This is a genomic window from Streptomyces sp. NPDC008238 (assembly GCF_042956445.1).
Classification (GTDB): Bacteria; Actinomycetota; Actinomycetes; order Streptomycetales; family Streptomycetaceae; genus Actinacidiphila.
In genome coordinates, this window is record NZ_JBIBGK010000018.1 from 13,298 (window position 1) to 38,134 (window position 24,837).

General features: G+C 73.4%; 32 protein-coding genes. 8 read left to right on the top strand and 24 right to left on the bottom strand.

Going from position 1 to position 24,837, the window contains the following annotated elements; genetic code table 11:
- Window positions 1-97: 97 nt before the first annotated feature.
- From ACFZAU_RS28935 to ACFZAU_RS28945, 3 genes are all read right to left on the bottom strand, one after another.
- Window positions 98-724: a GntR family transcriptional regulator gene (locus ACFZAU_RS28935; RefSeq protein WP_500554552.1), complete on the bottom strand. Its 627-nt coding sequence runs from the start codon at window positions 722-724 to the stop codon at window positions 98-100.
- Between the two features lie 28 nt (window positions 725-752).
- Window positions 753-1,106 (bottom strand): barstar family protein, encoded by a 354-nt coding sequence (locus tag ACFZAU_RS28940; protein WP_500554553.1) that lies wholly within the window; start codon window positions 1,104-1,106, stop codon window positions 753-755.
- Window positions 1,107-1,208: 102 nt separating this feature from the next.
- Entirely contained in the window at window positions 1,209-2,009 is an 801-nt protein-coding gene (locus ACFZAU_RS28945; RefSeq protein ID WP_500554554.1) for an exodeoxyribonuclease III, read from the bottom strand.
- Between the two features lie 71 nt (window positions 2,010-2,080).
- On the opposite strand from ACFZAU_RS28945, the gene ACFZAU_RS28950 reads away from it, so the two are divergent.
- The 3 genes from ACFZAU_RS28950 to ACFZAU_RS28960 are packed head-to-tail and all read left to right on the top strand — an operon-like array spanning window position 2,081 to window position 3,369.
- Window positions 2,081-2,581, top strand: a complete 501-nt coding sequence (locus ACFZAU_RS28950) for a GNAT family N-acetyltransferase (protein WP_499609886.1) — start codon at window positions 2,081-2,083, stop codon at window positions 2,579-2,581.
- A 9-nt stretch (window positions 2,582-2,590) separates the two neighbouring features.
- Window positions 2,591-2,977, top strand: a complete 387-nt coding sequence (locus tag ACFZAU_RS28955; RefSeq protein ID WP_500460022.1) for a PPOX class F420-dependent oxidoreductase — start codon at window positions 2,591-2,593, stop codon at window positions 2,975-2,977.
- Window positions 2,974-3,369 (top strand): (2Fe-2S) ferredoxin domain-containing protein, encoded by a 396-nt coding sequence (locus tag ACFZAU_RS28960; RefSeq protein ID WP_500554555.1) that lies wholly within the window; start codon window positions 2,974-2,976, stop codon window positions 3,367-3,369. Before ACFZAU_RS28955 ends, ACFZAU_RS28960 begins: the two co-directional genes overlap by 4 nt.
- Before the next feature lie 164 nt (window positions 3,370-3,533).
- Here ACFZAU_RS28960 and ACFZAU_RS28965 read toward each other — a convergent pair whose 3' ends face one another.
- Together ACFZAU_RS28965 and ACFZAU_RS28970 are read right to left on the bottom strand one after the other, a co-directional pair.
- Window positions 3,534-3,704, bottom strand: coding sequence for a hypothetical protein (locus ACFZAU_RS28965; protein WP_018560806.1), 171 nt, complete (start codon window positions 3,702-3,704; stop codon window positions 3,534-3,536).
- 291 nt (window positions 3,705-3,995) lie between these two features.
- Window positions 3,996-4,430 (bottom strand): ATP-binding protein, encoded by a 435-nt coding sequence (locus ACFZAU_RS28970; RefSeq protein ID WP_500554556.1) that lies wholly within the window; start codon window positions 4,428-4,430, stop codon window positions 3,996-3,998.
- Between the two features lie 125 nt (window positions 4,431-4,555).
- Here ACFZAU_RS28970 and ACFZAU_RS28975 point away from each other — a divergent pair, with 125 nt between their 5' ends.
- The 3 genes from ACFZAU_RS28975 to ACFZAU_RS28985 all read left to right on the top strand — a co-directional run bounded on the left by ACFZAU_RS28975 (window position 4,556) and on the right by ACFZAU_RS28985 (window position 6,013).
- Window positions 4,556-5,419 carry a Sco1979 family transcriptional regulator gene (locus ACFZAU_RS28975; protein ID WP_499609874.1) on the top strand — a complete coding sequence of 288 codons (864 nt, stop codon included), beginning with the start codon at window positions 4,556-4,558 and terminating at the stop codon, window positions 5,417-5,419.
- A 5-nt stretch (window positions 5,420-5,424) separates the two neighbouring features.
- Window positions 5,425-5,664 (top strand): DUF397 domain-containing protein, encoded by a 240-nt coding sequence (locus ACFZAU_RS28980; protein WP_499609870.1) that lies wholly within the window; start codon window positions 5,425-5,427, stop codon window positions 5,662-5,664.
- Window positions 5,665-5,773: 109 nt separating this feature from the next.
- A complete protein-coding gene (locus ACFZAU_RS28985) occupies window positions 5,774-6,013 on the top strand; it encodes a hypothetical protein (RefSeq protein WP_018560802.1) in 240 nt (79 codons plus the stop codon).
- A 27-nt stretch (window positions 6,014-6,040) separates the two neighbouring features.
- On the opposite strand, the gene ACFZAU_RS28990 is transcribed toward ACFZAU_RS28985, so the two are convergent.
- Window positions 6,041-7,183 carry a glutathione-independent formaldehyde dehydrogenase gene (locus tag ACFZAU_RS28990; RefSeq protein ID WP_500460026.1) on the bottom strand — a complete coding sequence of 381 codons (1,143 nt, stop codon included), beginning with the start codon at window positions 7,181-7,183 and terminating at the stop codon, window positions 6,041-6,043.
- Between the two features lie 140 nt (window positions 7,184-7,323).
- Between ACFZAU_RS28990 and ACFZAU_RS28995 the strand changes: the two genes are divergently transcribed.
- Window positions 7,324-7,521, top strand: a complete 198-nt coding sequence (locus tag ACFZAU_RS28995) for a hypothetical protein (RefSeq protein ID WP_499609863.1) — start codon at window positions 7,324-7,326, stop codon at window positions 7,519-7,521.
- An 88-nt stretch (window positions 7,522-7,609) separates the two neighbouring features.
- On the opposite strand, the gene ACFZAU_RS29000 is transcribed toward ACFZAU_RS28995, so the two are convergent.
- Window positions 7,610-8,635 carry an MsnO8 family LLM class oxidoreductase gene (locus tag ACFZAU_RS29000; protein WP_500554674.1) on the bottom strand — a complete coding sequence of 342 codons (1,026 nt, stop codon included), beginning with the start codon at window positions 8,633-8,635 and terminating at the stop codon, window positions 7,610-7,612.
- A gap of 62 nt (window positions 8,636-8,697) precedes the next feature.
- Window positions 8,698-9,276 (bottom strand): dihydrofolate reductase family protein, encoded by a 579-nt coding sequence (locus ACFZAU_RS29005; RefSeq protein ID WP_500554557.1) that lies wholly within the window; start codon window positions 9,274-9,276, stop codon window positions 8,698-8,700.
- A gap of 141 nt (window positions 9,277-9,417) precedes the next feature.
- Between ACFZAU_RS29005 and ACFZAU_RS29010 the strand changes: the two genes are divergently transcribed.
- A complete protein-coding gene (locus ACFZAU_RS29010) occupies window positions 9,418-10,995 on the top strand; it encodes an MFS transporter (protein WP_500554558.1) in 1,578 nt (525 codons plus the stop codon).
- A 31-nt stretch (window positions 10,996-11,026) separates the two neighbouring features.
- Here the strand turns inward: ACFZAU_RS29010 and ACFZAU_RS29015 are convergent, their stop codons facing one another.
- The 16 genes from ACFZAU_RS29015 to ACFZAU_RS29090 all read right to left on the bottom strand — a co-directional run bounded on the left by ACFZAU_RS29015 (window position 11,027) and on the right by ACFZAU_RS29090 (window position 24,787).
- A complete protein-coding gene (locus ACFZAU_RS29015) occupies window positions 11,027-11,488 on the bottom strand; it encodes a DUF5709 domain-containing protein (RefSeq protein ID WP_499609854.1) in 462 nt (153 codons plus the stop codon).
- Window positions 11,489-11,728: 240 nt separating this feature from the next.
- Window positions 11,729-12,190: a hypothetical protein gene (locus ACFZAU_RS29020; protein ID WP_499609851.1), complete on the bottom strand. Its 462-nt coding sequence runs from the start codon at window positions 12,188-12,190 to the stop codon at window positions 11,729-11,731.
- A gap of 278 nt (window positions 12,191-12,468) precedes the next feature.
- On the bottom strand, window positions 12,469-12,840 hold the full coding sequence (locus ACFZAU_RS29025; RefSeq protein ID WP_500554559.1) for a low affinity iron permease family protein: 372 nt from the start codon (window positions 12,838-12,840) through the stop codon (window positions 12,469-12,471).
- A gap of 93 nt (window positions 12,841-12,933) precedes the next feature.
- Window positions 12,934-13,923 carry a hydrogenase expression/formation protein HypE gene (gene hypE / locus ACFZAU_RS29030; protein ID WP_499609929.1) on the bottom strand — a complete coding sequence of 330 codons (990 nt, stop codon included), beginning with the start codon at window positions 13,921-13,923 and terminating at the stop codon, window positions 12,934-12,936.
- 79 nt (window positions 13,924-14,002) lie between these two features.
- The gene (hypD, locus tag ACFZAU_RS29035; RefSeq protein ID WP_499609845.1) at window positions 14,003-15,127 is read right to left on the bottom strand and encodes a hydrogenase formation protein HypD; all 1,125 of its coding nucleotides are present in this window, start codon (window positions 15,125-15,127) and stop codon (window positions 14,003-14,005) included.
- The gene (locus ACFZAU_RS29040; RefSeq protein WP_499609842.1) at window positions 15,124-15,420 is read right to left on the bottom strand and encodes a HypC/HybG/HupF family hydrogenase formation chaperone; all 297 of its coding nucleotides are present in this window, start codon (window positions 15,418-15,420) and stop codon (window positions 15,124-15,126) included. Before ACFZAU_RS29040 ends, hypD begins: the two co-directional genes overlap by 4 nt.
- On the bottom strand, window positions 15,420-17,795 hold the full coding sequence (gene hypF, locus ACFZAU_RS29045) for a carbamoyltransferase HypF (protein WP_500554560.1): 2,376 nt from the start codon (window positions 17,793-17,795) through the stop codon (window positions 15,420-15,422). Before hypF ends, ACFZAU_RS29040 begins: the two co-directional genes overlap by 1 nt.
- Window positions 17,795-18,598, bottom strand: a complete 804-nt coding sequence (gene hypB / locus ACFZAU_RS29050) for a hydrogenase nickel incorporation protein HypB (RefSeq protein WP_500554561.1) — start codon at window positions 18,596-18,598, stop codon at window positions 17,795-17,797. The genes hypF and hypB overlap by 1 nt, the downstream gene beginning before the upstream one ends.
- 5 nt (window positions 18,599-18,603) lie before the next feature.
- Window positions 18,604-19,002 carry a hydrogenase maturation nickel metallochaperone HypA/HybF gene (locus tag ACFZAU_RS29055; RefSeq protein WP_500554562.1) on the bottom strand — a complete coding sequence of 133 codons (399 nt, stop codon included), beginning with the start codon at window positions 19,000-19,002 and terminating at the stop codon, window positions 18,604-18,606.
- Window positions 19,003-19,157: 155 nt separating this feature from the next.
- Entirely contained in the window at window positions 19,158-19,262 is a 105-nt protein-coding gene (locus ACFZAU_RS29060) for a DUF6893 family small protein (protein WP_499609831.1), read from the bottom strand.
- A gap of 52 nt (window positions 19,263-19,314) precedes the next feature.
- Complete coding sequence (locus tag ACFZAU_RS29065) at window positions 19,315-19,833, bottom strand: hydrogenase maturation protease (RefSeq protein WP_500554563.1); 519 nt, start codon at window positions 19,831-19,833, stop codon at window positions 19,315-19,317.
- A complete protein-coding gene (locus tag ACFZAU_RS29070; protein ID WP_500554564.1) occupies window positions 19,830-21,194 on the bottom strand; it encodes a hypothetical protein in 1,365 nt (454 codons plus the stop codon). The genes ACFZAU_RS29065 and ACFZAU_RS29070 overlap by 4 nt, the downstream gene beginning before the upstream one ends.
- Window positions 21,191-21,841 carry a DUF6084 family protein gene (locus tag ACFZAU_RS29075; RefSeq protein ID WP_500554565.1) on the bottom strand — a complete coding sequence of 217 codons (651 nt, stop codon included), beginning with the start codon at window positions 21,839-21,841 and terminating at the stop codon, window positions 21,191-21,193. Before ACFZAU_RS29075 ends, ACFZAU_RS29070 begins: the two co-directional genes overlap by 4 nt.
- Window positions 21,838-22,488 (bottom strand): DUF5947 family protein, encoded by a 651-nt coding sequence (locus ACFZAU_RS29080; protein WP_500460040.1) that lies wholly within the window; start codon window positions 22,486-22,488, stop codon window positions 21,838-21,840. The genes ACFZAU_RS29075 and ACFZAU_RS29080 overlap by 4 nt, the downstream gene beginning before the upstream one ends.
- Complete coding sequence (locus ACFZAU_RS29085) at window positions 22,485-23,006, bottom strand: NifU-related iron-sulfur-binding protein (protein ID WP_499609817.1); 522 nt, start codon at window positions 23,004-23,006, stop codon at window positions 22,485-22,487. Before ACFZAU_RS29085 ends, ACFZAU_RS29080 begins: the two co-directional genes overlap by 4 nt.
- Entirely contained in the window at window positions 23,003-24,787 is a 1,785-nt protein-coding gene (locus tag ACFZAU_RS29090) for a nickel-dependent hydrogenase large subunit (protein ID WP_500554566.1), read from the bottom strand. Before ACFZAU_RS29090 ends, ACFZAU_RS29085 begins: the two co-directional genes overlap by 4 nt.
- Window positions 24,788-24,837: the final 50 nt, after the last annotated feature.

A 24,837-nucleotide genomic window follows, 5' to 3' on the forward strand; every position in this document is an offset into this window, starting at 1 on the left:
GTCCCCGTCTCTCACAGGGTAAGTCTGATCGATGATCGATCAAATACCCTGTGACGAGGGTCACACGTAAGGGGAACTCCGGTGCCTCCGGGCGGCGTCAGCCGCCCTGCGGGGCACAGCCGAGCACGTGCTCCTTGACCAGCTCGCCGACCCGCGGATCGTCCCTGCGGAAGGCCTCCACCACCGCCTGGTGCTCCTCCGCGTACAGCCGCTGCCGGGTGCCCAGCCAGCGGATGGACAGCGCCGTCCACACCTCGATGCCCAGCGACTCCCAGGTGTGCAGCAGCACGCTGTTGCCCGAGGCGCGCACCAGCTCGCGGTGGAACGCCACGGTGTGCCGCACCTGGGCCCCGGCGTCGCCCGCCGCGTCCGCCTCCTGCAGCAGGGCGACCTCGGCCTCCAGCGAGGACAGGTCCTGCCGCAGGCGCGGCGCGGCCAGCTCCGCGGCGATCTGCTCCAGGCCGGCCCGCACCGGGTAGATCTCCTCCAGGTCCGCGGCGGTCAGCCGGCGCACCCGCACGCCCTTGTTGGGGGACGACTCGATGAGCCGCATGACCTCCAGCTCGCGAAGTGCCTCCCGCACCGGCGTCTGGCTTACCTTGAGCTCGGTGGCGATGCCCCGCTCGACGATCCGCTCCCCGGGCTTCCAGCGGCCGCTGACGATGCCGTCCACGATGAACTCGCGGATCTGCTCGCGCAGAGAGCGGACGACGGGCGGCGCCATGGTTACTCCTCGGGAAAACGGCAGCTGACTAGACGATACGGCGACGGCGGCCCCGGCGGTCCCGGACGGTGGCACCGGGTGTCGCGGCGGCCTCAGGCGAGGACGACCTCCACACCGCCCTCACCAGCACCTCCAGGACCACGCCGAACCGGCTGTCCGGCTCCCCCGGGTCGTTCAGCGTCGTCCCGAGGGCCCGCCGGGCGACGGCGGAGTCCCGCCACACCAGGGTGCAGGGCGTGGTCACCCCGAAGCCGCCGCGCAGGCAGTCGGCCAGGGCGTCGGCGTTGCAGCCGAGGTTTCCGCCCGGACCGCCCAACGCCTCTCCCAGCGCGAGGTGGAGACCGGGCTCGTCGGTGATGTGCCGGCCGTCCAGCTCGTACACGCGCGGCCGGACCGGCGGGGCGCGTCGCAGCCGTGGCCGCGCAGCCGCGTTCCCGGACGAGGCCGAGCCGCACCATGCTCCCCCCGGAAGAACCGTCCCCGGCTAACCGAGATCGTAGGTGACCGTCACCGGCGCGTGGTCGGACCAGCGCTCGGGGTGGGTGTCCGCGCGCTCGACCCGGGTCTGCGACGCCCGGGCCGCGAGGCCCCGGGTGGCGACGTGCAGGTCGATGCGCCAGCCGCTGTCGTTGTCGAAGGCGCGACCGCGGTAGGACCACCACGTGTAGGGGCCCTCGCCCTCCGGGGTGAGGTGGCGCACGATGTCGGTGTACCCGGCCTCGTCGTAGACCCGGGAGAGCCAGGCCCGCTCCGCGGGCAGGAAGCCGGCGTTCTTCTGGTTGGCGCGCCAGTTCCTCAGGTCGCGCTCGGTGTGCGCGATGTTCCAGTCGCCGCAGATCAGCACCTCGCGGCCCTCGGCGGCGGCCTTCTCCCGGAGCTTCACCATGTGCTCGAGGAACGCCTCCATGAAGCGCTCCTTCTCCTCCTGCCGCTCCGTGCCCACCTCGCCGGAGGGGAGGTAGAGGCTGGCTACCGTGACGCCCGGCAGTTCGATCTCGGCGTAGCGGCCGGAGCCGTCGAACTCCTCGGAGCCGAACCCGATCCGGCTCGCGGACGGTTCCCGCCGCGAGTAGAGCGACACCCCGGCCCGCCCCTTGGCGGCTGCGGGCGCGTGGAGCACGTGCCAGCCCTCGGGGGCGCGGACCTCCTCGGGCAGCTGCGCGGCCTCGGCGCGGACCTCCTGCAGGCACACCACGTCGGCCGTGGTCGCCTCCAGCCAGGGGAGGAAGCCCTTCTTGGCCGCGGCGCGCAGCCCGTTCACGTTCACGGTGGTCACGGTGAGCATGACGGGGACGATACCGGCCGCCGGAGGGTGCCCGTACCGGGGTGTAGGCCGCACACCAGTACGATGTGCGGGTGGAGATCCGGAAGACGCGCTACGACCACCCCGACGCCGTGCAGCTGACCGCGCAGGTGCAGCAGGAGTACGTGGAGCGGTACGGGGGCCCCGACGAGACCGCGATGGACGCCGACCACTTCGACGGCCCGCAGGGCCAGTTCATGGTCGGCTACCTGGGCGACGCCCCCGTGGCCACCGGCGGCTGGCGCGGTCAGGACGCCTCCCCGGAGGGCTTCGAGGACGGCGACGCCGAGGTCAAGCGGATGTACGTGGTGCCGGACGCCCGGGGCCGCGGTTTCGCGCGCCGGATGCTCGCCGCGCTGGAGGCCGGCGCCACCGCGGCGGGCCGCACCCGGATGGTGCTGGAGACGGGGCAGATGCAGCCGGAGGCGATCGCCCTGTACGCCTCCTGCGGCTACACGCCGGTGACCAAGTTCGGCCACTACAAGGACAGTCCGCTCAGCGTGTGCCTCGGCAAGTCGCTTCCCGCACCGGCCGTGGAGGCCGTTCCCGCGTAGCCTTGGTCCATGATCGAGGACAGCGCGTCCGCCCGGCTCGCGGCGGGCAAGTACCTACTGGTCACCACCTACCGGCGGGACGGCCGTACCGTGCCCACCCCGGTCTGGGTGGTCCGCGACGGCGACGCACTCGGCGCGTGGACCGCCGCCGGCTCCGGCAAGGTCAAGCGGATCCGCAACCGCGCCGACGTGCTGGTCGGCCCGTGCGACGTGCGCGGCAACCCCACCGGGGAGCAGGTGCCCGCGCGCGCCGAGCTGCTCGGTCCCGAGGAGACCGAGCGCTACCGCTCGCTGGTCGCCCGCAAGTACGGGCTGTTCGGCCGGCTGACCCTCCTCGGCAGCCGGCTGCGCCGCGGCCGCGAGGGCACCGTGGGCGTGCGGATCACCCTCACGTGAGCGGCGGTGTGCCGCGGCAGGGCGCGTGCACGGTGAGCGTCTGCCGCGACTGCTGCTGCGGTACGGAGAAGGTCCCCGGCGTCGACCACGACGCCCAACTCGACCGGCTGCGGCGGGAACTCGCCGGGGTCTGCCGGGTGCGCGTCACCGAGTGCCTCGACGTGTGCGAACAGGCCAACGTGGTGGTCGTCCAGCCCTCGCCGGAGGGGCGCGTGGCCGGCGGTCGGCCGGTCTGGCTGGGTCTGGTCAACGACCCGGACGCCGTCGGCGACATCGTCTCGTGGGTGCGCGCGGGGGGACCGGGCCGCGTCGCGCCGCCCGCCGTGCTGGACCTCTACGCCATGGACCCGCCCAGCGGCCGCGCCGTGGACGCGGCGGACGCGGCGCCCTGAGCGACGGCGCGGCGCCCCGGGCCGCCGGTCGTGAGGCCGAGCCCCCGCCCGGTCACCTCCGCGCGGGACACCTCGCCCGGCCGCCCGCGGAGTTGCGGCCGGCACGGCAGGGGCCGTACGGGCTTCGTCGCCCGTACGGCCCGTGAACCGGCCGTGCCTGAGGGTCAGTCGATGCTGCGCAGGATGTGCGGCTCGTTCAGGTCGTCCTCGTAGCCGGCCAGTCGGATCGGTGCCGACCTGGCCCAGACGTCCAGGTTCCGCACCTCCCGCTGTTGTGCGGGCTGATCGTCGGGCTCCTTGGGGAGCTGGTTCCGCTTGGACTTCTCGGGTGTCACCGCGCACTCCTTCGTGTCGGGTGAGCCGGACGCCGGCCCGGCCGCTGCCGGACGCCGACCGCCCGGTCGGGCTGATGGCTGAGCGGACGCGGTGGCGCCGGTTGCGGAACCGGGCGGGGACCGCGGTGGGCGGTTCCTCCCGGGGCGGAGGCAGGGGGTGTTGGTGCGCCCCCGAAGGCCTTTCCGTCGGGAGAAGCCTATGCCCGCAGGCGGGGTGGCGGCATCCCGATACCGGCGCGCTGGGGTGACGGCCACCCGTCCCGCGTACGCCGGCGGTACGTCACCCGGCGCTCAACCGCTGCGCCTGGCCGCCTCGGTACGGGCGCAGGAGAAGGTCGCCCACACGGCGCGACCGGTGCCGTGGGCCGGCGGGCGCACGCCCCACCCTTCGGCCAAATGGGCGACAAGGGCGAGCCCGCGGCCGCTCTCGTCGCCGTCGGCGGCCGTGCGGGACAGGGGGCCGGCCGGCTCGCGTCCCTCGTCGACGACCTCGATGTGCAGGGTGCCGCGCGCCGTCCAGAGCAGGCACGCGACGTGGTCGCTGCCGCTGTGCACCACGGCGTTGGTGAAGAGCTCGCTCACCACGAGGCCGGCGTCGTCGCCCAGCCCCGCCAGGCCCCACCGGCTCAGCGCGGAGCGCACCTGGCGGCGCGCGACGCCGACCGACGAGGGCTGCGCCGGCAGTCGGAGCCGGAAGGTGTCCCGGGCGCTGATGGCATAGAGCACACAGGCAACTATGGCCACTGCTTACACAGAAGGCAAGGGTCATTCTGCAAATTGCACAATCGCCAGTATCAGGGTGTGGGTTCCATTCGTGACATGGCACACTTCTGCCATGCGGGAGTTGCAGCGTGGCTGAGACGAGGGCGAGCGGGGCGCCGACCGTCCTCCGTGTGATCCTCGGCAAGCGCCTTCACGACCTGCGGGAGAAGGCGGGTTGCTCGTACGAGCGGGCCGCGCGCGAGCTGGACGTCACCCACGCCACCGTGCGCCGGATGGAGAAGGCCGAGGTCGGCCTGCGCATCCCGTACGTGGAGAAGCTGCTGGCGCTGTACGGCGTCGACCCCGCCGAGGCGGCGACCTTCATCGACCTCGCCCGGCAGGGCAACCGCCCCGGCTGGTGGCACCGTTACCGCGACGTGCTGCCGTCCTGGTTCAGCGCCTTCGTCAGCCTGGAGGGCGAGGCGGCCATCATCCGCGCCTACGAGCCGCACTACGTCCCCGGGCTGCTGCAGACCGAGGAGTACGCGCGCGCCGTGCTGAGGGCCGGCCGTCCCGGAGCCACCGACGACGAGCTGGAGCGCCTGGTCGCGCTCCGCCGGGAGCGGCAGGCGCTGATCGCCCGGCCGGACGCCCCGCTGCTGTGGGTGGTGATGGACGAGACCGTGCTGCGCCGCCCGATCGGCGGCCCCGAGGTCATGCGCGCCCAGCTGGACCGGCTGGCCGAGGCGTGCGAGCAGCCGCAGGTCAGACTGCAGATCATGCCCTTCGACGCCGGGCCGCACCCGGCGATGTACGGGCCGTTCCACATCTTCCGGTTCCAGATCCGCGAGCTGCCGGACGTCGTCTTCACCGAGAGCCTGGTGGGCGCCGCCTACCTGGACGACGTGGACGACGTCTCGACCTACCTCGAGGCGCTGGACCGGATGTGCGCGCAAGCCGCGCCCGCACACGGCACCGCAGCCATCCTCGATGGCATCCGCAAGGAGATCTGACACACATGGACGACCGCATATACAACGGCATGCGCGCCCGCGACCTCGGCACCGAGGGCTGGCACAAGCCGTGGAGCGGCGGCAACGGGGGAAGTTGCGTGGAGGCCATGAAGCTGGCCGACGGCAGGGTCGCACTGCGGCAGTCCACCGACCCCGAAGGGCCGGCACTCATCTACACGGACCACGAGATCAGGATGTTCATCCAGGGCGCCAAGGACGGGAAGGCCGACTTCCTGTTGTCCTGAAGCCCCGGACTGACATCTTCGAGTGAACACGGCCCGCGCGGGCAACCGCGACGACCGACGGGCTGTCTCCAGCGGTAATCCGCCGGACGGACGGGACAAGGGGAGCAGCATGACCGGACAACTCGGACCGCTGTACGAACCGGGCGTGGCCTACGTGCGCATCGCCGCGGCGGACGCGGCGACCGCCCACAGGGTCGCCGACGTCATCGCCTCCCGGTATCCCGGGACCCGTCCGCCACGGGTGACCACGAACGCGGACGGGCTGGTCGAGTTCGACCTGTACACGTACACCCTGGAGGAGGTCAGCCCCTCCGGGCCGTACGACGCCCAGGGCCCGGAGAGCTGCTGACCGGGTCCCGGGCGCGTTCGTGGCGGATCAGCCCTGGCCGGGGTGGAGGACGACCTTGGTGTAGCCCTCGATCCGCTTGTCGAACTTCTCGTACGCCGACGGCGCGTCCGCCAGGGGCAGCTCGTGGGAGACCACGAAGCTCGGGCGGGCGCGGCCCTCGATGATCATGTCGCGCAGCTGCCGGTTGTAGCGCTTGACGTTGCACTGCCCGGTGCCCAGCCGCAGGCCCTTCTCGAAGAGCCGGCCGATGGCGACCAGCAGCCGCCCGCTCTTGGCCTGCTCGTCCGGGCCGCCGGGGTCGGACGGCACGTACAGGCCGGGGATGCCGAGGGCGCCGGTGGGGCGCACGGTGTCGATCAGCGAGTTCAGCACCGCCGCGGGCTCCTCGCGGCCAGCGCCGCCGGCCTGGGCCTGGTAGCCGACCGCGTCGACGCCCTTGTCGGTGCCCTCGCCCTTCGTGTGCTCCTTGATCTGGTCCACCGGGCTGCCCTTGGTGAAGTCGACCGGGATCGCCCCGATCTCCTCGGCCTTCTGCAGCCGCTCCGGCACCCGGTCCACGACGAAGACCTTGGCCGCCCCGCGCAGCATCGCCGAGTAGGCGGCCATCAGCCCGACCGGGCCGCCGCCGTACACCGAGACGCTCTCACCGGGGGAGACCTGGGCGAGTTCGCACCCGTGGTAACCGGTCGGGAAGATGTCGGCCAGGAGCACGAAGTCGGACTCGTTGGCGGTGCCCTCCGGCAGTTTCAGACAGTTGAAGTCCGCGTACGGAACGCGCACGTATTCCGCCTGACCGCCCGGCCAGGGGCCCATGGCCACATAGCCGTAAGCGCCCCCGGCGAACCCCGGATTGACCGTGAGGCAGTAACCGGTGAAACCCGCCGAGCAGTTCTTGCAGAATCCGCAGGCGACGTTGAAGGGCATGACCACGCGGTCGCCCTGTTTGAGGGTGGTGACCCCCTCGCCGACCTGGTCGATGATTCCCAGGTTCTCGTGGCCGAAGACGATGCCGGGCTCCGCGGCGGTCCGGCCCTCGTACATGTGCAGGTCGGAGCCGCAGATCGCGGTGGAGGTCACCCTGACGACCACGTCGTTGGGGTGCTGCAGGCGCGGGTTGTCGACTTCCTCGACGGCTACTTCGAACGGTCCTTTGTAGACGACGGCCTTCACGTGGACACCTCCGATTGGTGTCTGATTCGTGGCTTACGTGACCTATTTCTCATGCTCCCTCCTTGGGCACCGCGAGACAAGCCAGCTATTCTTCACGTAAATATGCCGATTTGTGGTTGACCGCGAGGAAAGTGGGAAGCATGGCCCAGCGCTCAGGAACGCTGCTCGTCCCCGTGCCCGGTCTGTCCGGCACGCTGTACCCGGTCGGCACGCGCGTGGCCATCAGCGGTCTCGGTTCCTCCGTGGACGCCTTCGTGGACGGCGACTGGCTGCCGCTGTCGTGGTGGGAGTTCGCCGAGGGCCGCAACGACGACGTGTACGAGGGTCCCTCGGTCTGACGGGTCCGCGATCCGGGCCCCGCGCGAGCGTAGTTGACGTATCGTCAGGTAAGCGGCGCCGCCGCCCCCCGCGCCCACTGACGGTGCGTCAGCCCGCCGTCACGGCCCGCGTGTCCAGCCCCGCGAGCCGGGCCAGGCGGCGGTGCGAGTCCAGCAGCGCCGACCGGTCGTGGCCGGCCGTGGTGACCAGCACCTCGTCCGCCCCCGTGCGGGCGACCAGCCCCGACAGCGCGGCCGTCACCTCGTCCTCGGTGCCGTGGACGCCGTTCGACAGCGTCCCCTCGAACACCTCGCGCTCGCGCGCCGTCATCCGCCTGGCCAGCACCTCCTCCGGCGGCGCCAGCGGCGGGAACTCACCCCGGGTGCGCGCGTGCGCCAGCGACCAGGCCTCCGACACCAGCAGCCGCCGGGCCGCCTCCGTCGTCTCCGCGACGGACACGGGCGCCGACACCACGACGTACGGCCGCGCCGCCCACGCCGACGGCCGGAACGCCCCGCGGTAGCCCTCGATCGCCTCGCGCATGCGCTGCTCGCCCCGCACCCCGGCGATCACCAGCGGCAGCCCGAAGGCCGCGGCCGTGGCCGCCCCCGCGCCCGTCGCCAGGACGAAGGCCGGGACGCGCATCCCCTCCGGCGGCCTGGGGTGCGCCGCTCCGGGGCCCGTCGTGCCGGTGAAGTAGCCGAGCAGTTCGGTCAGCAGTTCCTCGAAGTCGTCGGCGGCGCGGGCGTCACGTCCCAGCGCCCGGCGCACCCCGTCCGTGAAGCCCACCGACCGCCCCAGCCCCATGTCGATCCGCCCCGGGAACAGCGACTCCAGCACCCCGAACTGCTCCGCCACCACCAGCGGACGATGGTTGGGCAGCATGACCCCGCCGGTGCCGACCCTGATCCGCGACGTGGCCGCCGCGACCGCCGCGGCCAGCACCGCGGGCGCGGACCCCGCGACGCCCGGCACCCCGTGGTGCTCCGAGACCCAGAAGCGGTGGTAGCCCAGCTCCTCGGCGTGCCGCGCCAGCCACACGGTGTCCCGCAGCGCCTGCGCGGGCCCGGCGCCCGCGCGCACGGGGGAGCGGTCGAGGAGCGAGAAGGGGACCGGGGGCAGCTGCGGTGCGATCACCTCTTGTCCAACGCCCACCGCGGTACGGGATTCCCGCACCGCGGAGCCCCGGCGGGCGCTCAGTCCTCCCGGCGGGCGTACGTCACGATCAGCACGCCGCTCTTGTACGTCCGCGCCTCGGTCACCTCGTACGCCTGCGGGGCGAAACCGCCCGCGAACAGCGGCACACCGGTGCCCACGGCCACGGGGTTGATCTTGACGACCAGCTCGTCGACCTCCGGCCGCAGCGAGCCCGCCAGCCGGCCGCCCCCGCACAGCCAGATGCCCGCGCCGTCCTGCCGCTTCAGCCCGCGCACGAACTCCACCGGGTCACCGGTGACCAGCTCCACCGCGGGGTCCGGGCTCGCGTCCATGCTCCCCGACACGACGTACTGCCGCAGGTGCGGGTACGGGCTGGTCAGCCCGAACGGAAGCCCCACCTCGTAGGTGGCCCGGCCCATGAGCACCGTGTCGAACCGCCGGTTCGGCGCGTCGGCGACGCCCAGCGGACCCCGGGCCTGCACCGGCAGGGTCTCCGGGTACTCCGCGAGGACCGTCTCCATGTGGTCGCCCACGGCGGCGAGGAAGTCGTACTCGCCCCCTGGGCCGGCCACGAAACCGTCGATCGTCGACGCCACGAAATACGTCAGCCCGCGCATGCATCCCCCCGGTACGCGATGATCGTCGGCCGGGGCCAAAATAGCGTGCGCGGGTACCCCACCGCCACGCGGTACGACGGCCCCCGGAGTAGATTCTCGGTTGACGACCGACGGGCACAGCGGGGGATGGCGGAGGCTGCGATGACGGAAGCCGCGGGCGCGACGGGCCGGGCCGGGCCGCTGACGCTGAGCGGGGCGAGCGGGCGGTGGGTCCTCGCGGCGGTCGTCCTGGGATCGGGCATGACGCTCCTGGACGGCACTGTCGTCAACGTCGCCCTCCCGACCATCGGCAAGGACCTCGGTGCCACGCTCGCCGGCCTCCAGTGGACGATCAACGCCTACACCCTCACCCTCGCCGCGCTGATCCTGCTCGGCGGCTCGCTCGGCGACCGCTTCGGCCGCCGCAAGCTCTTCGTGATCGGCACGGTGTGGTTCGCCCTGGCGTCCCTTCTGTGCGGCATCGCGCCCACCATCGAGGTGCTGATCGGCGCCCGCGCCCTTCAAGGGGTCGGCGGTGCGCTGCTCACCCCCGGTTCGCTGGCCCTGATCCAGGCGTCCTTCGCCTCCCAGGACCGGGCCCGCGCGATCGGGGTGTGGTCGGGCCTGGGCGGCATCGCGGGGGCGCTGGGGCCGCTGCTCGGCGGCTGGCTGGTCGACGCCGTCAGCTGGCGCTGGGTCTTCTTCATCAACCTCCCGCTGGCGGCCGTGGTCGTCGCGGTCGCGTCCCGGCACGTCCCGGAGAGCCGCGACGAGAGCGTCACCGGCGGCTTCGACGTCACGGGCGCCGTGCTCGGCGCGGTCGGCCTCGCCGGGGTCACCTACGCCCTGATCGCCGCGGGCGGCAGCCACCCGGACATCGCCGCCGTCTGCGTCTCCGGAGTGGTGGGTGTGGCCGCGTTCGCCGGGTTCGTGGTCACCGAGCGGCGCAGCCAGCACCCGATGCTGCCGCCCAGCCTCTTCGCGAACCGCCAGTTCACCGCCGCGAATCTGGTCACCTTCGCCGTCTACGCGGCGCTCGGGGGGCTGTTCTTCTTCCTGGTGCTGGAGTTGCAGACCGAGGCCGGGTACTCCCCCCTGGCCTCCGGGACGGCGCTGCTGCCCATCACGGTCATCATGCTGGCGCTGTCCGAACGCGCTGGCCGGCTCGCCGAGCGCATCGGGCCGCGCATCCCCATGACCGTGGGCCCGGCGGTCTCCGCCCTCGGCCTGCTCCTGATGCTGCGGATCGGCGCCGACGCGTCCTACGTCGCCGACGTCCTGCCCGCGGTGTGCGTGTTCGCCCTCGGCCTGGCGGCCACCGTCGCCCCGCTCACCGCCACCGTCCTCGGCGCCGCCGACGTACGGCACGCCGGGACGGCCTCGGGCGTCAACAACGCCGTGGCGCGCGCGGCGGGCCTGCTCGCGGTGGCGGCCCTGCCGCTCATGGCCGGGCTCTCCGGCGACGACTACGAGGACCCGGCCGCCTTCGGCCACGGTTTCCGCGTCGCCGTCGTGATCTGCGCGGGGATGCTGGTGGTGGGCTCGCTGCTGGCCTGGTTCGGCGTCCGCTCCGACGTGCTCCGCGAGACCCCCGAGGAGCCGGTGAAGCCGGTCCCGCCGTGCAAGCACTACTGTGCGATCGGCGCCCCACCCCTGCAGAGCGACGTGGAACCCGTCCACGGGAAGGCGGCCGGCGCCGGGCCCGGGAGCCGCGAGGAAGGCCCCCCTGCTGCCGGCTGACCCGGCTGCGTCGTGTGCCCCCGCCGGGGGGTCAGTACTCCTCGGACTCCGGTACGAGATGCATGGCGGCCTCCTCGGCGGAGGCGGCCGCCCCGTCGATGCCGATGTCCTGGGCGACCATGCCGTCGGTGTCGTAGTGCGCCCCCTCGTCGGGGGCGACCAGCCGTCCGGCGCGCGGCCCGCCGACCTCGCCGTCGATCAGTTCGCCGTCGGTGTCCCACGCGTCCCCGATGCCGTCGCCGTCGGGGACGGGCAGGTCCGGGAGTTCCTCGGCCAGGCGTTCGTCGAGCGTCTCGCCCCGCAGCCGGCCCGCCGCGGTGATGGCGGGCTTGTTCACCGCCCAGGGCCGCTCCGGCGGCGAGTAGCCCTCGTCGAGTATCTGGTCGACACCGTGGTAGTCCAGGGTGTCCTCGGGCTCCAGCAGCCCGGCGTCGTCCTGCACCTCTGACCCGTCCGGCTGGTAGACCTCGTCACCCATCTCGTTGTCTCGCATGTCCGTCTCCTCGCTCACGCGCCGGCACCGCCTAGGCGCCGCCTTGCGGGCCGCGCGCCCCCTCTCCCCTCCACACTCTTCCGTCCGGACGCCGATCGCCACCCGGAAGCGTGAAAAGGGCCGGTGCGGGAACGTTCCCCGGACCTTCACCCGCGGTCCCGTGCCGCGCCGCCCCGGCCGCGCCGCAGTCGTGCTGCACGGCGGCCGGGGCGGCGGTCCGGAGACCCGGGCTCCGGGGGGTCAGCGCCCGGAGGACCGGCGGCCGGAGGAACCGGAGTCGCCGCAGTCCAGGTCGGCGAACCCGCGGCCGAAGTCGGAGAAGCCGCGGTCGAAGCCGGAGAACCCGTGCCCGGGACCCCGGACCACCCGGAAGGACGCGGTGGTCTGGATGCGCGGGGGGCACCGCAGCGTCACGGTGTACCAGCCGGGACGGGTGTGCTTCGGCACCCGGAAGGTGCCCGCCAGCAGGCCGCTCCTGCCCAGGGGCAGCAGGTTGATCTGGCCGCCGGCTTCGGACTGGCCCTTGGAGTAGTTGGCGTCGCGACCGCAGGCCGTGGTCGTGACGGTCAGCCGCATTCCGGGGACGGCGTAGTAGGGGGTGACCCAGGCATCGGAGATGTCATTGGCGGAGGCATTGGGGATGGTGAGACCGATGACGGCCGCGGCCATGGCGACGCCGCCAAGAACGCGTGTTGTAGGCATGAGGCAGCTCCAGGTCGAACGGGCAGGGTGGGCGAGCGGTCCCTGGCGGTCCGCTCCACGCGGAGCAAAACAGCACCCCGGGGCACCTGCCACCCGAAGCCGCCGCCTGTGATGCCGCACCTGGGCGAACACGGCCACTTGTCCGGCACGTCACCGCAGGTCAGGAGGCGTGCGTCCGCCGCTACGCGATCACCGTCGCGCCTACCCGCAAACAGGTGACGGACCGACAGATCGCGGACACCAAAAGTAGATTGACGGATCGTCATAAACTGGGGCGGTCAGGCGTCCTTGTGGAGGCCGATCACCTCGCGCAGCGCGTCACGGGCCTCGTGCGAGTTGCCGCCCTGCTCCAGCAGCGCCGCGGCGATCGCGTCCAGTTTGCGCTGGACGGCGTGCTCGGCGCGGCGTTCGGCGTTCTTCAGCAGCGCGAGCAGCAGCAGGGTGACCGCCGTCATCAGATCCGCCGCGAACAACTGCCAGTTCAGGGGCAGCCCGAGGGCGTGCACGACGAGGAATCCGGCCACCAGGAGCAGGCAGACGGAGTAGAAGAGCGGCGACGCCGTGAAGTTGGACGCCGCCTCGGCGAGCCGCTCGAACCGGCCGCGCCCGGTCGCGTCGTCGGTCCGTTCGGCGGGATGCCGGAACGTCACACCGTCCTCCCGGGGGTGATCGCCGACGATGCGGCGGTGCGGCGCGCGGGGCACCCGGCCGGCCCGCGTGGGCCGGCCGGGTGCCCCGCGCGGTCAGCAGATGCGGGGCAGTTGCTCACCCAGCGGCAGGTCCACCACCCGCGTCCCGCCCAGCCCGGTACGGGCGACGACCATGCCCGCGTGGTCCGTCACGCACTCGCCGACGACGGCCGCGCCGGCGCCCAGCGGATGCGCGCGCATCGCGGCCAGCACCTCGTCGGCCACGGCGCGGGGCACGAAGGCCACGAGCCGGCCCTCGTTGGCGACGTACATCGGGTCCAGGCCCAGCACCGCGCAGGCGTTGGCCACCGCGGGCGGCACCGGCACCGCCCGCTCCTGCAGGACGACCCCGACACCCGCGGCCGCGGCGATCTCGTTGAGGGCGGCCGCCAGACCGCCGCGCGTGGGGTCGCGCAGCACGTGCACGTCCGTCGTGACGCGCAGCACGGCTTCGACGAGCCCGCCGAGCGCCGCCGTGTCGCTCTCGATCTCGACCCCGAACTCCAGGCCCTCGCGCACGCTCATCACGGCGACGCCGTGCGCCCCGATCTCCCCGCTGACGATGACCACGTCGCCCGGCGCGGCGCGCTGCGGACGGATGTCGACCCCGTCGGGGACCAGCCCGATGCCCGCGGTGTTCACGTACAGCCCGTCCCCGTGGCCGGCCTCGACGACCTTGGTGTCCCCGGTGACGACCTCCACCCCCGCGGTGCGCGCGGCCGCGCCCAGCGCCTCGGCGACCCGCCCCACCAGGGGCATCTCCACGCCCTCCTCCAGGATGAAGCCGCAGGAGAGGTAGAGGGCCCTGGCACCGCTCATCGCCAGGTCGTTGACGGTGCCGTTGACGGCGAGGTCGCCGATGCTGCCGCCGGGGAAGAACAGCGGCCGCACCACGTAGGAGTCGGTGGAGAACGCCAGCCGGGCCCCGCCCAGCGTCACGACCGCGGAGTCGGCGAGCCCGGACAGCACCTCGCCGCCGAAGGCCGGGGCGAAGACGTGCCGTACGAGTTCCGCGGACAGCGCGCCCCCGCCGCCGTGGCCCATCACCACCCGCGGCTGGTCGCGCAGCGGCGCCGGGCAGGTCCAGCCGGAGAAGTCCGGGGCGGCGAGGGTCTCGGTGAAGTCAGCCAACGGGGCTCGCCTCCAGGGGTGCGCTGGTCCCGCCGAGCCGGCGGTAGAGGTAGTACGCGGCGCAGGCCCCCTCGCTGGAGACCATCGTGGCGCCCAGCGGGGTGCGGGGTGTGCAGACACCGCCGAACGCCTCGCACTCGTGGGGCTTGATCAGACCCTGCAGCACCTCGCCGCTGCGGCACTCCGCCGGTTCCCGCGTGGTGATGCCGGTGACGGAGAACCGGTGCTCGGCGTCGTACTCCCGGTAGCGTTCCGACAGCCGCCACCCGCTGTCGGGGATGACGCCGATCCCGCGCCACGCGCGGTCGGTGATCTCGAAGACGTCCGCGAGCATCGCCTTGGCCGCGGGGTTGCCCTCCGGCCGCACCGCGCGCGGGTAGGCGTTCTCCACCCGGTACTCGCCGCGTTCCAGCTGGCGCACCGCGCGCCGGACGCCCTCCAGGATGTCCAGCGGCTCGAAACCGGTGACGACGATGGGCACGCCGAAGCCGTCCGCCAGCTCCGGGTACTCCTCCGTCCCCATCACGCTGCACACGTGGCCGGCCGCCAGGAACCCCTGCACCCGGCAGTCCGAGGAGCGCATGATCGCCTCGATCGCCGGCGGGACGCGGACGTGGGACACCAGCAGGCTGAAGTTGGGGATGCCGAGCCTGCGCGCCTGGTACACCGTCATCGCGTTGGGCGGGGCGGTCGTTTCGAAGCCGATCCCGAAGAACACGACCTCGCGGTCCGGGTTCTCCCGGGCGATCCGCAGCGCGTCCAGCGGGGAGTAGACGACACGTACGTCACCGCCCTCGCCGCGCACGCCGAACAGGTCGCGCCCGGTGCCGGGGACGCGCAGCATGTCGCCGAAGGAGCAGAAGACCACCCCGGGCCGGGAGGCGATCTCCAGCGCCTTGTCGATGACCTCCAGCGGGGTCACGCAGACCGGGCAGCCGGGGCCGTGGATGAGTTCCACCTCCTTCGGCAGGAGCTGGTCGATGCCGTGCCGGATGATGGTGTGGGTCTGGCCGCCGCACACCTCCATCAGCGCCCAGGGCCTGGTCACCGTCGCGTGGATGTCGTCCAGCAGTCTCCGGGCCAGCTCCGGGTCCTGGAACTCGTCGATGTACTTCACCGCTCCGCCTCCGCCGTCGTTCCCGCGTCGGCGGCCGCCTGCTGCCAGGGGTCGCCGAACTCCTCCTCCAGCAGCCCGAGGTTCCCGAAGAGGGCGAGCGTCTGCCGGGCCGACTCCTCGTCGAGCCGCTGCAACGCGAAGCCGACGTGGACGATGGCGTACTCGCCGACCTGGAGGTCGGGCAGGTACTCCAGGCACACGTCCTTCACCACGCCGCCGAAGTCGACGACCGCCATCTTGGTGCCGTCACGTTCCTCGATCTCCAGCACCTTGCCGGGTACCGCCAGGCACATCAGCTGTCTCCTCGCTGTAGATGGTGGGGGATGCCGCGGGCGGCGGCAGCGACGACGAGCTGGCCGAGCGCCAGGCCCCCGTCGTTGGGCGGCACGAGCCGGTGGCGCAGCACCGTGAACCCGTCCGCGCGCAGGTCGCGGGCGCACGCGGAGGACAGCAGCGCGTTGGCGAAGACGCCGCCGGTGAGCGCCACCGTGCCGAGGCCGTGACGTTCCCGCAGGGCGCCGCACACACCCCGGACGAGGTCGGCCACCGCCCGGTGGAATCGTCCGGCGATCACCCCGGCGGGCACTCCCGCGACCAGGTCCGCGACGACGGCCGCCAGCACCGGGCCCGGGTCGCAGACGGTCGCCCCGCCGGCACCGGCGCCCTCCCGCGGTACGAAGGCGTAGCCCTCGGGGGGCACACCGCCCGCCGCGACGGCCGCCGCCTCCAGCTCGACGGCGGCCTGCGCCTCGTACCCCGCCACATGGCACACCCCGGCCAGCGAGGCGACCGCGTCGAAGAGCCGGCCCATGCTGGAGGTCGGGACGCAGTGCAGCCCGCGCGCCAACTGAACGTCCAGGACGGCTCGTTCGCCCTCCGGGCAGGCGTCCGCGCACGGCAGGCCGGGCGTCCAGGGGAGCCCGGCCGCCCTCAGGTGCGCCAGCGCCATCCGGTAGGGGCGGCGTACGGCCGCGTCACCGCCGGGCAGCGGGACGTACGCCAGGTGCGCCGCCCGCCGGAAGCCCGCGTAGTCGGCGAGCAGGAACTCACCGCCCCACACCGCGCCGTCGTCGCCGTGGCCCGTGCCGTCGAAGGCGACGCCGACGACCTGGCCCGTGCCGTCCAGTCCGGCCTCGGCCATCGCCGCCGCGACGTGTGCGTGGTGGTGCTGCACCTGCCGCAGCGGCCGGCCGCCCGCGGCGCGCACCGCCCAGCCCACCGAGCGGTAGCCGGGGTGCCGGTCCGCGGCCAGCAGTTCGGGCCTGACCCCGGTGATCCGCTCCAACTGCCGTTCCGCGTCGCTGAAGGCGGTCAGCGTCGCCAGGTCGTCCATGTCGCCGACGTGGGCCGACAGCCAGGCATGCCGGCCCTCGCCCACGCAGAAGGTGTTCTTCAGGTCGCCGCCCACGGCGAGCGCGGGCGTCACCGGGACGGGCAGCGGCACGGGGAGGGGCGCGTAGCCGCGCGAACGCCGCACGGGCAGTTCCTCGCCGTCGCAGATCCGCACCACCGAGTCGTCGCAGGGCACATGGATGGGCCGGTCGTGCGTGAGCCAGGCGTCCGCCAGCCCCGCCAGCCGCTCCAGGGCCTGCCCGTCGTCGGTGACGATGGGCTCGCCCCCCAGGTTGCCGCTGGTCATCACCAGCAGCCGGGGCCCCGGCGGGTCGCCCGGCAGCCCCAGCAGCAGGTGGTGGACGGGTGTGTACGGGAGCATCACACCGAGGTCGGCCACCCGCGGCGCAACGGCCTCCGCCACCGCGCGCACCCCCGCGCGGCGCCGCAGCAGCACGATCGGCCGGCGGTTGCCGGTCAGCGACTCCCGCTCCGCCGGGCCGAGATGGGCCAGTGGTTCGACGTCCGCGAGCTCCCGGGCCATCAGGGCGAACGGCTTGTCACCGCGGCCCTTGCGCGTCCGCAGCAGCCGCACGCTCTCCTCGTTGCCCGCGTCGCAGGCCAGGTGGTAGCCGCCCAGGCCCTTCACCGCGAGGATCGCGCCCGCCGCGAGCAACCGCCGTGCCCCCGCGAGCGGTTCACCCTCCAGCCCGGCGCGCACGCCGCCGGGCACGACCAGCCGCAGCCGGGGACCGCAGTCGTGGCACGAGACCGGCTGCGCGTGGAAGCGGCGGTCGGCGGGATCCTCGTACTCGGCCCGGCAGGCCGCGCACATCGGGAAGCCGGCCATGGTGGTGTTGGGCCGGTCGTAGGGCAGGCCGGTGACGATCGTGAAGCGCGGTCCGCAGTGCGTGCAGGTGATGAACGGGTGCCGGTGGCGGCGGTCCGCGGGGTCGCGCAGCTCGGCCAGGCACGCCTCGCAGGTGGCCGTGTCGGGGGAGACCAGGGTGCGGGAGGCGGTGTCGCCGGGGCGGGAGGGGCTGATCGTGAAGTCCGCGCCGCCCGCGAGGGGCACGGGGCGGTGGGAGACCGACTCGACCACCGCCAGCGGCGGTGCCTCGGGGCCGATCCGGTCGCAGAAGGCCGCGACCGCGCCGGGGGCGCCCTCGACCTCGGCGACCACCCCGTCCCCGGTGTTGCCGACGTGCCCGGCGAGCCCCAGTTCACAGGCGAGGCCGAACACGAACGGCCGGAAGCCGACCCCCTGCACGACCCCCCGGACCAGCACCCGGCGGCGCTGCGCGGTCCGGGCCGCGGGCCCCGGCTGCCCGGGCATCAGTGCGTGTGGCCCACGGAGCGGGTGTGCCCGGCGGAGTCCTCGTGCGGGTGCGCCTTCTCACCCGCGGGCACCTGACCGTGGTCGTGGTCGTGCGCGTGACCGTGCTGGACGGCGGTGCGCGCCATCACGGGACGGTGTACCGCGGCGCCCGCGTGCACGGCCAGCGCCCGTTCCAGCAGCACCCCGGCACCCTCGCCGTCCCGCGAGGACGTCCGGACCACCTCCACACCCGGGTTGACCTGCGCCACGGCCGCCAGGAAGGCCGCCTCGTCGAAGCCGGCCGCCTCGGCGATGTCGGACTTCGTCACGACCACCAGATGCGCCAGCCCGAAGGCCGTCGGGTACTTCAGCGGCTTGTCCTCGCCCTCGGTCACCGAGGCCAGCACCACCCGCAGCGACTCGCCGAGGTCGTACGAGGCGGGGCACACCAGGTTGCCGACGTTCTCCACGAACAGCAGGTGCGTGCCCTCCGGCAGCCAGCTGTCGACGTGGCGCCGCACCATCGCCGACTCCAGGTGGCACAGCCCGTCGGTCAGCACCTGCCGCACCGGGGCACCGGAGCGGGCCAGCCGGGTCGCGTCGTTCTCGGTGGCGAGGTCGGCGGTGAGCGCCGCCACCGGCACCCCGCGCAGCCGGGCCAGCCCCAGTTCCGACTCCAGCAGCGCCGTCTTGCCGCTGCCCGGGCTGGACAGCAGGTTCACCATGACGGTCCCGCGTGCGGCGAGTTCCTCCCGCAGGTCCTGTGCGCCGCGGTCGTTCCTGGCGAGCACGGACTGCCGCAGATCGGTCACTTTGCACATGGCTCTCAGCGCTCCTCGGGGAGTGTGGCGGCCGGCTGCCGCTGCCCGGCCCACCGCACCTCGGTGATCCGCAGTTCACGGCCGGACAGCAGCTCCGTCGCCGCGCCGTCGCAGCCGGGACAGGTCAGCCGCGGGGGCATGCCGGTGGGCCAGTCCCGCGCGCAGCGCGCGCAGCGGGCCCGGCCGGGGACGGTCTCGGTGGTGAGGGCCGCGCCCTCCAGTACGGTGCCGGTGCAGGCGAGGTCGAAGCTGAAGGCGAGGGCGTCCGCCACGACACCGGCGAGTTCGCCGACCTCCAGGTGGACGGACTCCGCGCAGGGCGCCGCGCCCGTACCCTCCGCGAGCCGGGCGGCGGCCTCCTCGACCTGCTCCACCACCGCCACTGCGATGGACATCTCGTGCATCGGCCTCTTCTCCGGTGTGCGGGTACCGGCCGGGCCCCGGCTGCCGGCGGGCCGGCGGGCGGTGCCGGCGGCTCACGCGGCTCCATTGAAGGCCCGGCTCCCGGGACACCCGGCCCGCCACGCCGCCGGGCCGGCACCGGCCTACCCGTTCGGCCTCACATGGACCGGATGTGCAGGTACCGCTTCACGTCCGGCAGGACGCGGGACATGGCGAGGGCGGCCACGGCCGCGCCCACCGCGCTCAGGGCGATCTTCCACATGGCGGGGTGCTCCTTTCTGCTCGTCGCTGCGTTCCGCGGCGCGGCGGGCCGGTCAGGCCACCGCGTGCGGGTCGGCGGGCCGGTCGCTCTCCTCGCCGACGACGCGCAGCACCAGGCGCACGGCCTCGTCCACGGCCGCGGCCACCGGAGCGCTCAGGCCGATGCCCTCCTCCAGGCAGGCCGGCTCGCAGCCCACCACCAGGACCCGGGAGGGCCTGGGGGCACCCGTCCCCGCGCTGAGGGTGTCGAGGAGCGCCAGCACCGTGTCCGGGGTCATCCGGTGCCCGTCGACGAGGGCCGTGCCGGGCCCCTCGCCGCCGGGCGGCGGCGCCTCGATCAGGTGCAGCGTGCCGGGGGAGCCGCCGCGCGCGACGGCGTCGACGAGGACCACGCTGCGATAGCCGTCGAGGAGCTGGTACGCCAGGTGCACGCCCCGGACGCCGGTGTCGGTGACGTGGACACCGTCGGGCAGCGGGTGCCCCGACAGCCGGCGCACCACCTCGACGCCGAAGCCGTCGTCCCCCAGGAAGACGTTGCCGATGCCCGCGACCAGCACGCCTCCCGTGCTCACGCGTCCTCCAGGGGGGCGAGTTCGTCGGGCTGGAAGTACAGGAAGCGGCCCTGCTCGCGGCGGATCTCCGCGCCGGGGTCGCCGTCCACGGTGACCGCGAGGTGCACCCCGCCGTCCACGTCGTGCAGCACCGCCTCGACCTGGGCGCTGCGCCCCTGCAGGAACAGGTCCTGCGCGTCGGTGCGCCGTCGCCCCGGGCGCAGCACGACACGGCTGCCGGCGGCCACCCAGGTGTCGCCGACCATGACGCGGTCCCGGGCCGGGTCGACCGAGGCGTCGGCGCCCGGGTCCCACCAGGGCGTCGCCGGCGCCTGCGCGGCCGGGGCCTGCGGACCGGTGACCTGGCGCAGCTCGCGCACCGCGCCGTGCAGACGCTCCATCACCTCCGGCGGCATGGAGTCCGCCAGGTCGATCACCGCCGCGGCCCGTTCGTCCGTGCCGCGCGCCTGCCGCTTCTCCTCGTCGGTGAGGGCGGCGGTGCGCAGCGCCAGGATCTCGTCGATCTCGGTGGCGTCGTAGAGCGCGCCGGGGCTCTCCGGGGCGATCCGCGGATGGTCCTCCAGGATGATGGGGGAGGACAGCACCACGTTCGCCGCGGCGTGGTCGCCCGCCAGCACCGGCCAGGTGTTCTCGTTGCGGCACTCGGCGACGGCGGCCTTCGCCCACTCCGGCGGGTCGGTCATGGACACGAAGTAGCCGGCGGTCAGCCGCAGCATCAGATGCGCGGAGACCAGTGCGTGCGGCAGCGCCTCCTCCCGGTTCGAGGCCAGGGCGCTCCCGGTGTTCTCCGCCACGGCGGTCAGCCGCAGCACCCGGTAGGGGCCGGGCAGTTCCTCCGCCGACAGCCGCAGGACGCCCTCGAGGCGTGCCCGGCGGCGCACGACGCGCCCGGCGGGGAAGCCGCCCTCGCCGGTGACGATCTCGCTGTCCTCCGTCGCGGGGACGGTGAACGGCAGGACCAGGTCCTCGGCGGTCAGCGCCGTGACGTCGACGGACAGCTCGACGCGCTCCTCCACGCCCTCGTCCCACGGGACCAGCACCCGGTCCGGCAGCGGGAGTTCGTCGACGAGCTCGAACTCGCCGTCGAGCAGGACCCGTTCCACGGTGCGCCGCTGGGCGTGCAGGAAGCGCAGCTCCGCGTGGAGCGCGGCGTCCGCGCGCGGCTCCATGAGGATCTCGGTGCGCTGCAGCACGGGTTCGCCGGACGCGGCCGCCCACACCGGGGGCACCAGCACGCCGAACTGCCAGCGCATGCGGTTCTTCGCCGAGGACGCCCGGTACGGGTAGAGCACGTAGCCCTCGAACAGGACGGCGTCGGCGGCCTGACGGGCGGTCGCGAAGTGTTCCGTCGCTGCCGTCACCGGGCACCCCCCGCCGGGGCGGCGGCGCCGGCGAGCAGGGCCTCGACGGTCGCCTCCCATGAGGGCAGGGCGTGGGCGCTGCGGAAGGACCGCAGCGACTCCAGCGCCGTGCGCGGCAGCCGGATCCAGCCGCACCCGGGGAAGTGGGCGTCGATCGCCTCGCGCCACACGCTCACCGGCATGCGGCACACGGCCTCCTTGTCCCAGGGCACCGGCCGCACCTGGAAACCGCCCGGCCCGACGAAGGCGGTGCCGGAGAAGAGCAGCAGCAGCGGCGCCTCGCCGTTCTCCAGGGCCTCGAAGTACTTCGCGGAGGCGACGTCCATGTCGTAGGTGCACGGCACCGGCAGGTCCACCTCGGTCTCGCCGGTGAAGCCCGGCACCATCAGCGGCACCTGCGCGAACTGCAGGGGCTGCAGGGTGCTGCCCCAGCGCGCCCGCTCGCCGAAGAGGTCGCCGAGGCCCCGGGCCTCCGCGTCGTCGCCGTAGGCCCGCTGTGCCGGTTCGATGCGCAACTGGCAGCGCAGCGCGAGGGCGTGCACCCGCTCCCCGCCGGAGGCGGTGATGCGCAGCCGGAAGACCAGCGTCGGTCCGGCGGCGTACGGATCGGCCCGTACGCCCGTGCAGCCGAAGTCCAGCTCGGTCACGTCGGCAACCCCTCCCGCGGCGCCGCGGTCGCGGCCCGCTGTCGTACGTCGTCGAAGAAGGCGGCCAGTTCGGCGCGGGCGCCGGAACCGCCGTCGAACCCCTGCCAGTTCAGCCGGAGCCGGCCCACCAGTTCGTAGGCGCGGTCGACCGGCAGCAGGAAGCACTCGCCGCCGTCCTGCGCGCCGTCGTCCCGGCGGACCAGCAGGGCCTCCACGTCCGGCCGCAGGGTGCCGGCCAGCGGCGAGCCGCCGAACACGGCCTGCCAGGTGGCCGGTTCGACCTCGCTCTCGGTGGCGCCGGCCGGGCTCGGGTAGAGCACCACGGGCCGGCCGAGCGCCGAGTTGTGGAAGAAGAAGGCGACCGAGACGGGGATGCGCAGCTGCTGCCAGGTGGCCGCGTCGGGCACCGACCCGGGGTCGCTCAGCACCCGGTCGGGCACGGCGGCGAAACGGCCGCCGCCGGCGCCCGGCCGTTCGAGGAGCAGCGCGCACGGCACGCAGGCGCAGGCCAGCGCGCGCTGTCCGGCGTCGACCAGATGCCGGTGCGGGCCCGTCAGCTCCACCCCGCACAGTTCGCAGCGTTCGGGCGTGGGTTGCCGGGGCGCCACGAAACGGCGCAGTCCGGCCCCGGTGGTACGGGGACTCACGGCGCCCCCGGCGGACGGTTGCCGATCTGCAGCAGCGCGGGCTCGCCCGCCGCCGGGCCGGAGGCCGGCATCTCGACCACCGACACCTCCGGGGCGAAGCAGGACAGGGCCGCCTCGATGCGCTGCCGGGTGGCGTCCATGGTGCTGGGGCAGCCGCAGCCGCCGTCCTCGCGGGCGCTCAGCCGCAGCGTGCCGGTGTCGGGGTCGAAGTGCTCGACGCCCACCGTCGCCCCGGCGCGGGCGGCCTCCACGGCACGGCCGACCCGGGTGAGGGTGTCCTCGGGGTGCAGGTCGTGGAGGGTCAGCAGGCCCGCGACCATCTCGTCGGCCATCAGCACCGCGAGCGGATCCGTCGAGCCGTTCTCGAGGAGGGTGACCGCACGGGCGAGGCCGGCGCCGTAGAACTCCATGAGGGTGCGCACCAGTTCCTCGGCGGCGCGTGCCGTCTCGCCGTCGCCGGAGGCCGCGAACGCGTCGAGGATCTCCTCGACGCGACGCGCCGTCTGCTCGGCGCTCATCCGGCCATACCGCTCAGGCCGGTGGGGACGTGGAGCTTCTCCACCGTGCGTCCGCCGCCTACGTACATGTGGACGCCGCAGGGCAGGCACGGGTCGAAGCTTCGCACGGCCCGCATGATGTCGATGCCCTTGAAGTTCTCCGGGGAGTTCTCCTCGAAGATCGGGGTGTTCTGCACGGCGTCCTCGTACGGGCCGGGGGTGCCGTAGGAGTCGCGCACGCTGGCGTTCCACGGGGTCGGCGGGTACGGGTGGTAGTTGGCGATCTTGCCGTCGCGGATGACCATGTGGTGCGAGAGGACACCGCGCACCGCCTCGGTGAAGCCCACGCCGATGCTCTCGTCCGGGACCTCGAACTTCTCCCACGTCTGGGTGCGGCCCGCGCGGACCTCCTCCAGCCCCATCTCGGCGAAGTGGAGGGCGCAGGCTGCGGCGTAGGCCTGGAAGTAGGTGCGGGCCCGGTTGCGCTCCAGGGCGTTGCTCCACTGCGGGATCTTCCACTCGAGGGTGGTCTCCGGCTTGGTGAGCGTCCTGGGCAGGTTGATCACCACGCTGTGCCCGGTGGCCTTCACGTACCCCATGTCGACCAGGCCGTTGAGGGCGGTGGACCACAGCCGGGCGAGCGGGCCGCCGCCGGTGTCCAGCGCCAGGTGGTCCTTGCCGTCGAACCAGCGCGGGGACATCACCCAGCTGTACTTGTCGCCGAAGTCGCGCTTCTGCGGCGCGGGGATGGTGTGCTGGTTCCACGGGTGGCGCGGGTCGACCGGGTTGCCGAGCGGGTCGTGGGTGACGAACTGCTGCTGGCCCTCCCAGTCCTGGTAGTAGGAGCTGCCCAGCAGGATGCGGATGCCCAGGTTGATCTGCGTGAGGTCGTTGGTGACCAGCTTCCCGTCCACCACGATGCCGGGGGAGACGAACATCTTCCGTCCCCAGTCCGTCATGTTGGCGTAGGTGAAGTCGCAGTGCTCGGGGTCGTTGAACGCGCCCCAGCAGCCCAGCATGACACGGCGCCGGCCGACCTCCTCGTATCCGGGCATGGCCTCGTAGAAGAAGTCGAAGAGGTCGTCGTGGAGCGGCACGACGCGCTTCATGAACTCCACGTACCGCATCAGCCGGGTCAGGTAGTCGGTGAACAGCTGCACCGACGCGATGGTGCCGACGCCGCCCGCGTAGAGGGTGGAGGGATGGACGTGCCGGCCCTCCATCAGGCAGAACATCTCCCGCGTGTAGCGGCTCACTTGGAGCGCCTCGCGGTAGAACTCGCCCTCGAGCGGGTTCAGCGAGCGCATGATGTCGCCGATGGTGCGATAGCCGTGGTCCCCGGCGTGCGGGGCCTCGGTGCGGTCGGCCTGCTCCATGACGCCCGGGTTGGTCTCGCGGACCATCTTTTCGCAGTAGTCGACCCCGACCAGGTTCTCCTGGAAGATGTTGTGGTCGAACATGAACTCGGCGGCCTCGCCGAGGTTGATGATCCACTCGCCGAGGTGCGGCGGCTTCACCCCGTACGCCATGTTCTGCGTGTAGACCGAGCAGGTGGCGTGGTTGTCGCCGCAGATCCCGCAGATCCGGCTGGTGATGAAGTGCGCGTCGCGGGGGTCCTTGCCCCGCATGAAGACGCTGTAGCCGCGGAAGACCGACGAGGTGCTGTAGCACTCCGCGACGCGCTTCTGCTTGAAGTCGATCTTCGTGTGGATGCCGAGGCTGCCCACGATCCGGGTGATCGGATCCCAGGACATCTCCATCAGGCCACTGCCGTCTCCGGCCGTCTTCGTCTTCGGAGCCATGGTGTGTGCGTGCCCTTCGTCAGGCGGGGGAGGGGGGTGGCCGGTGGCCG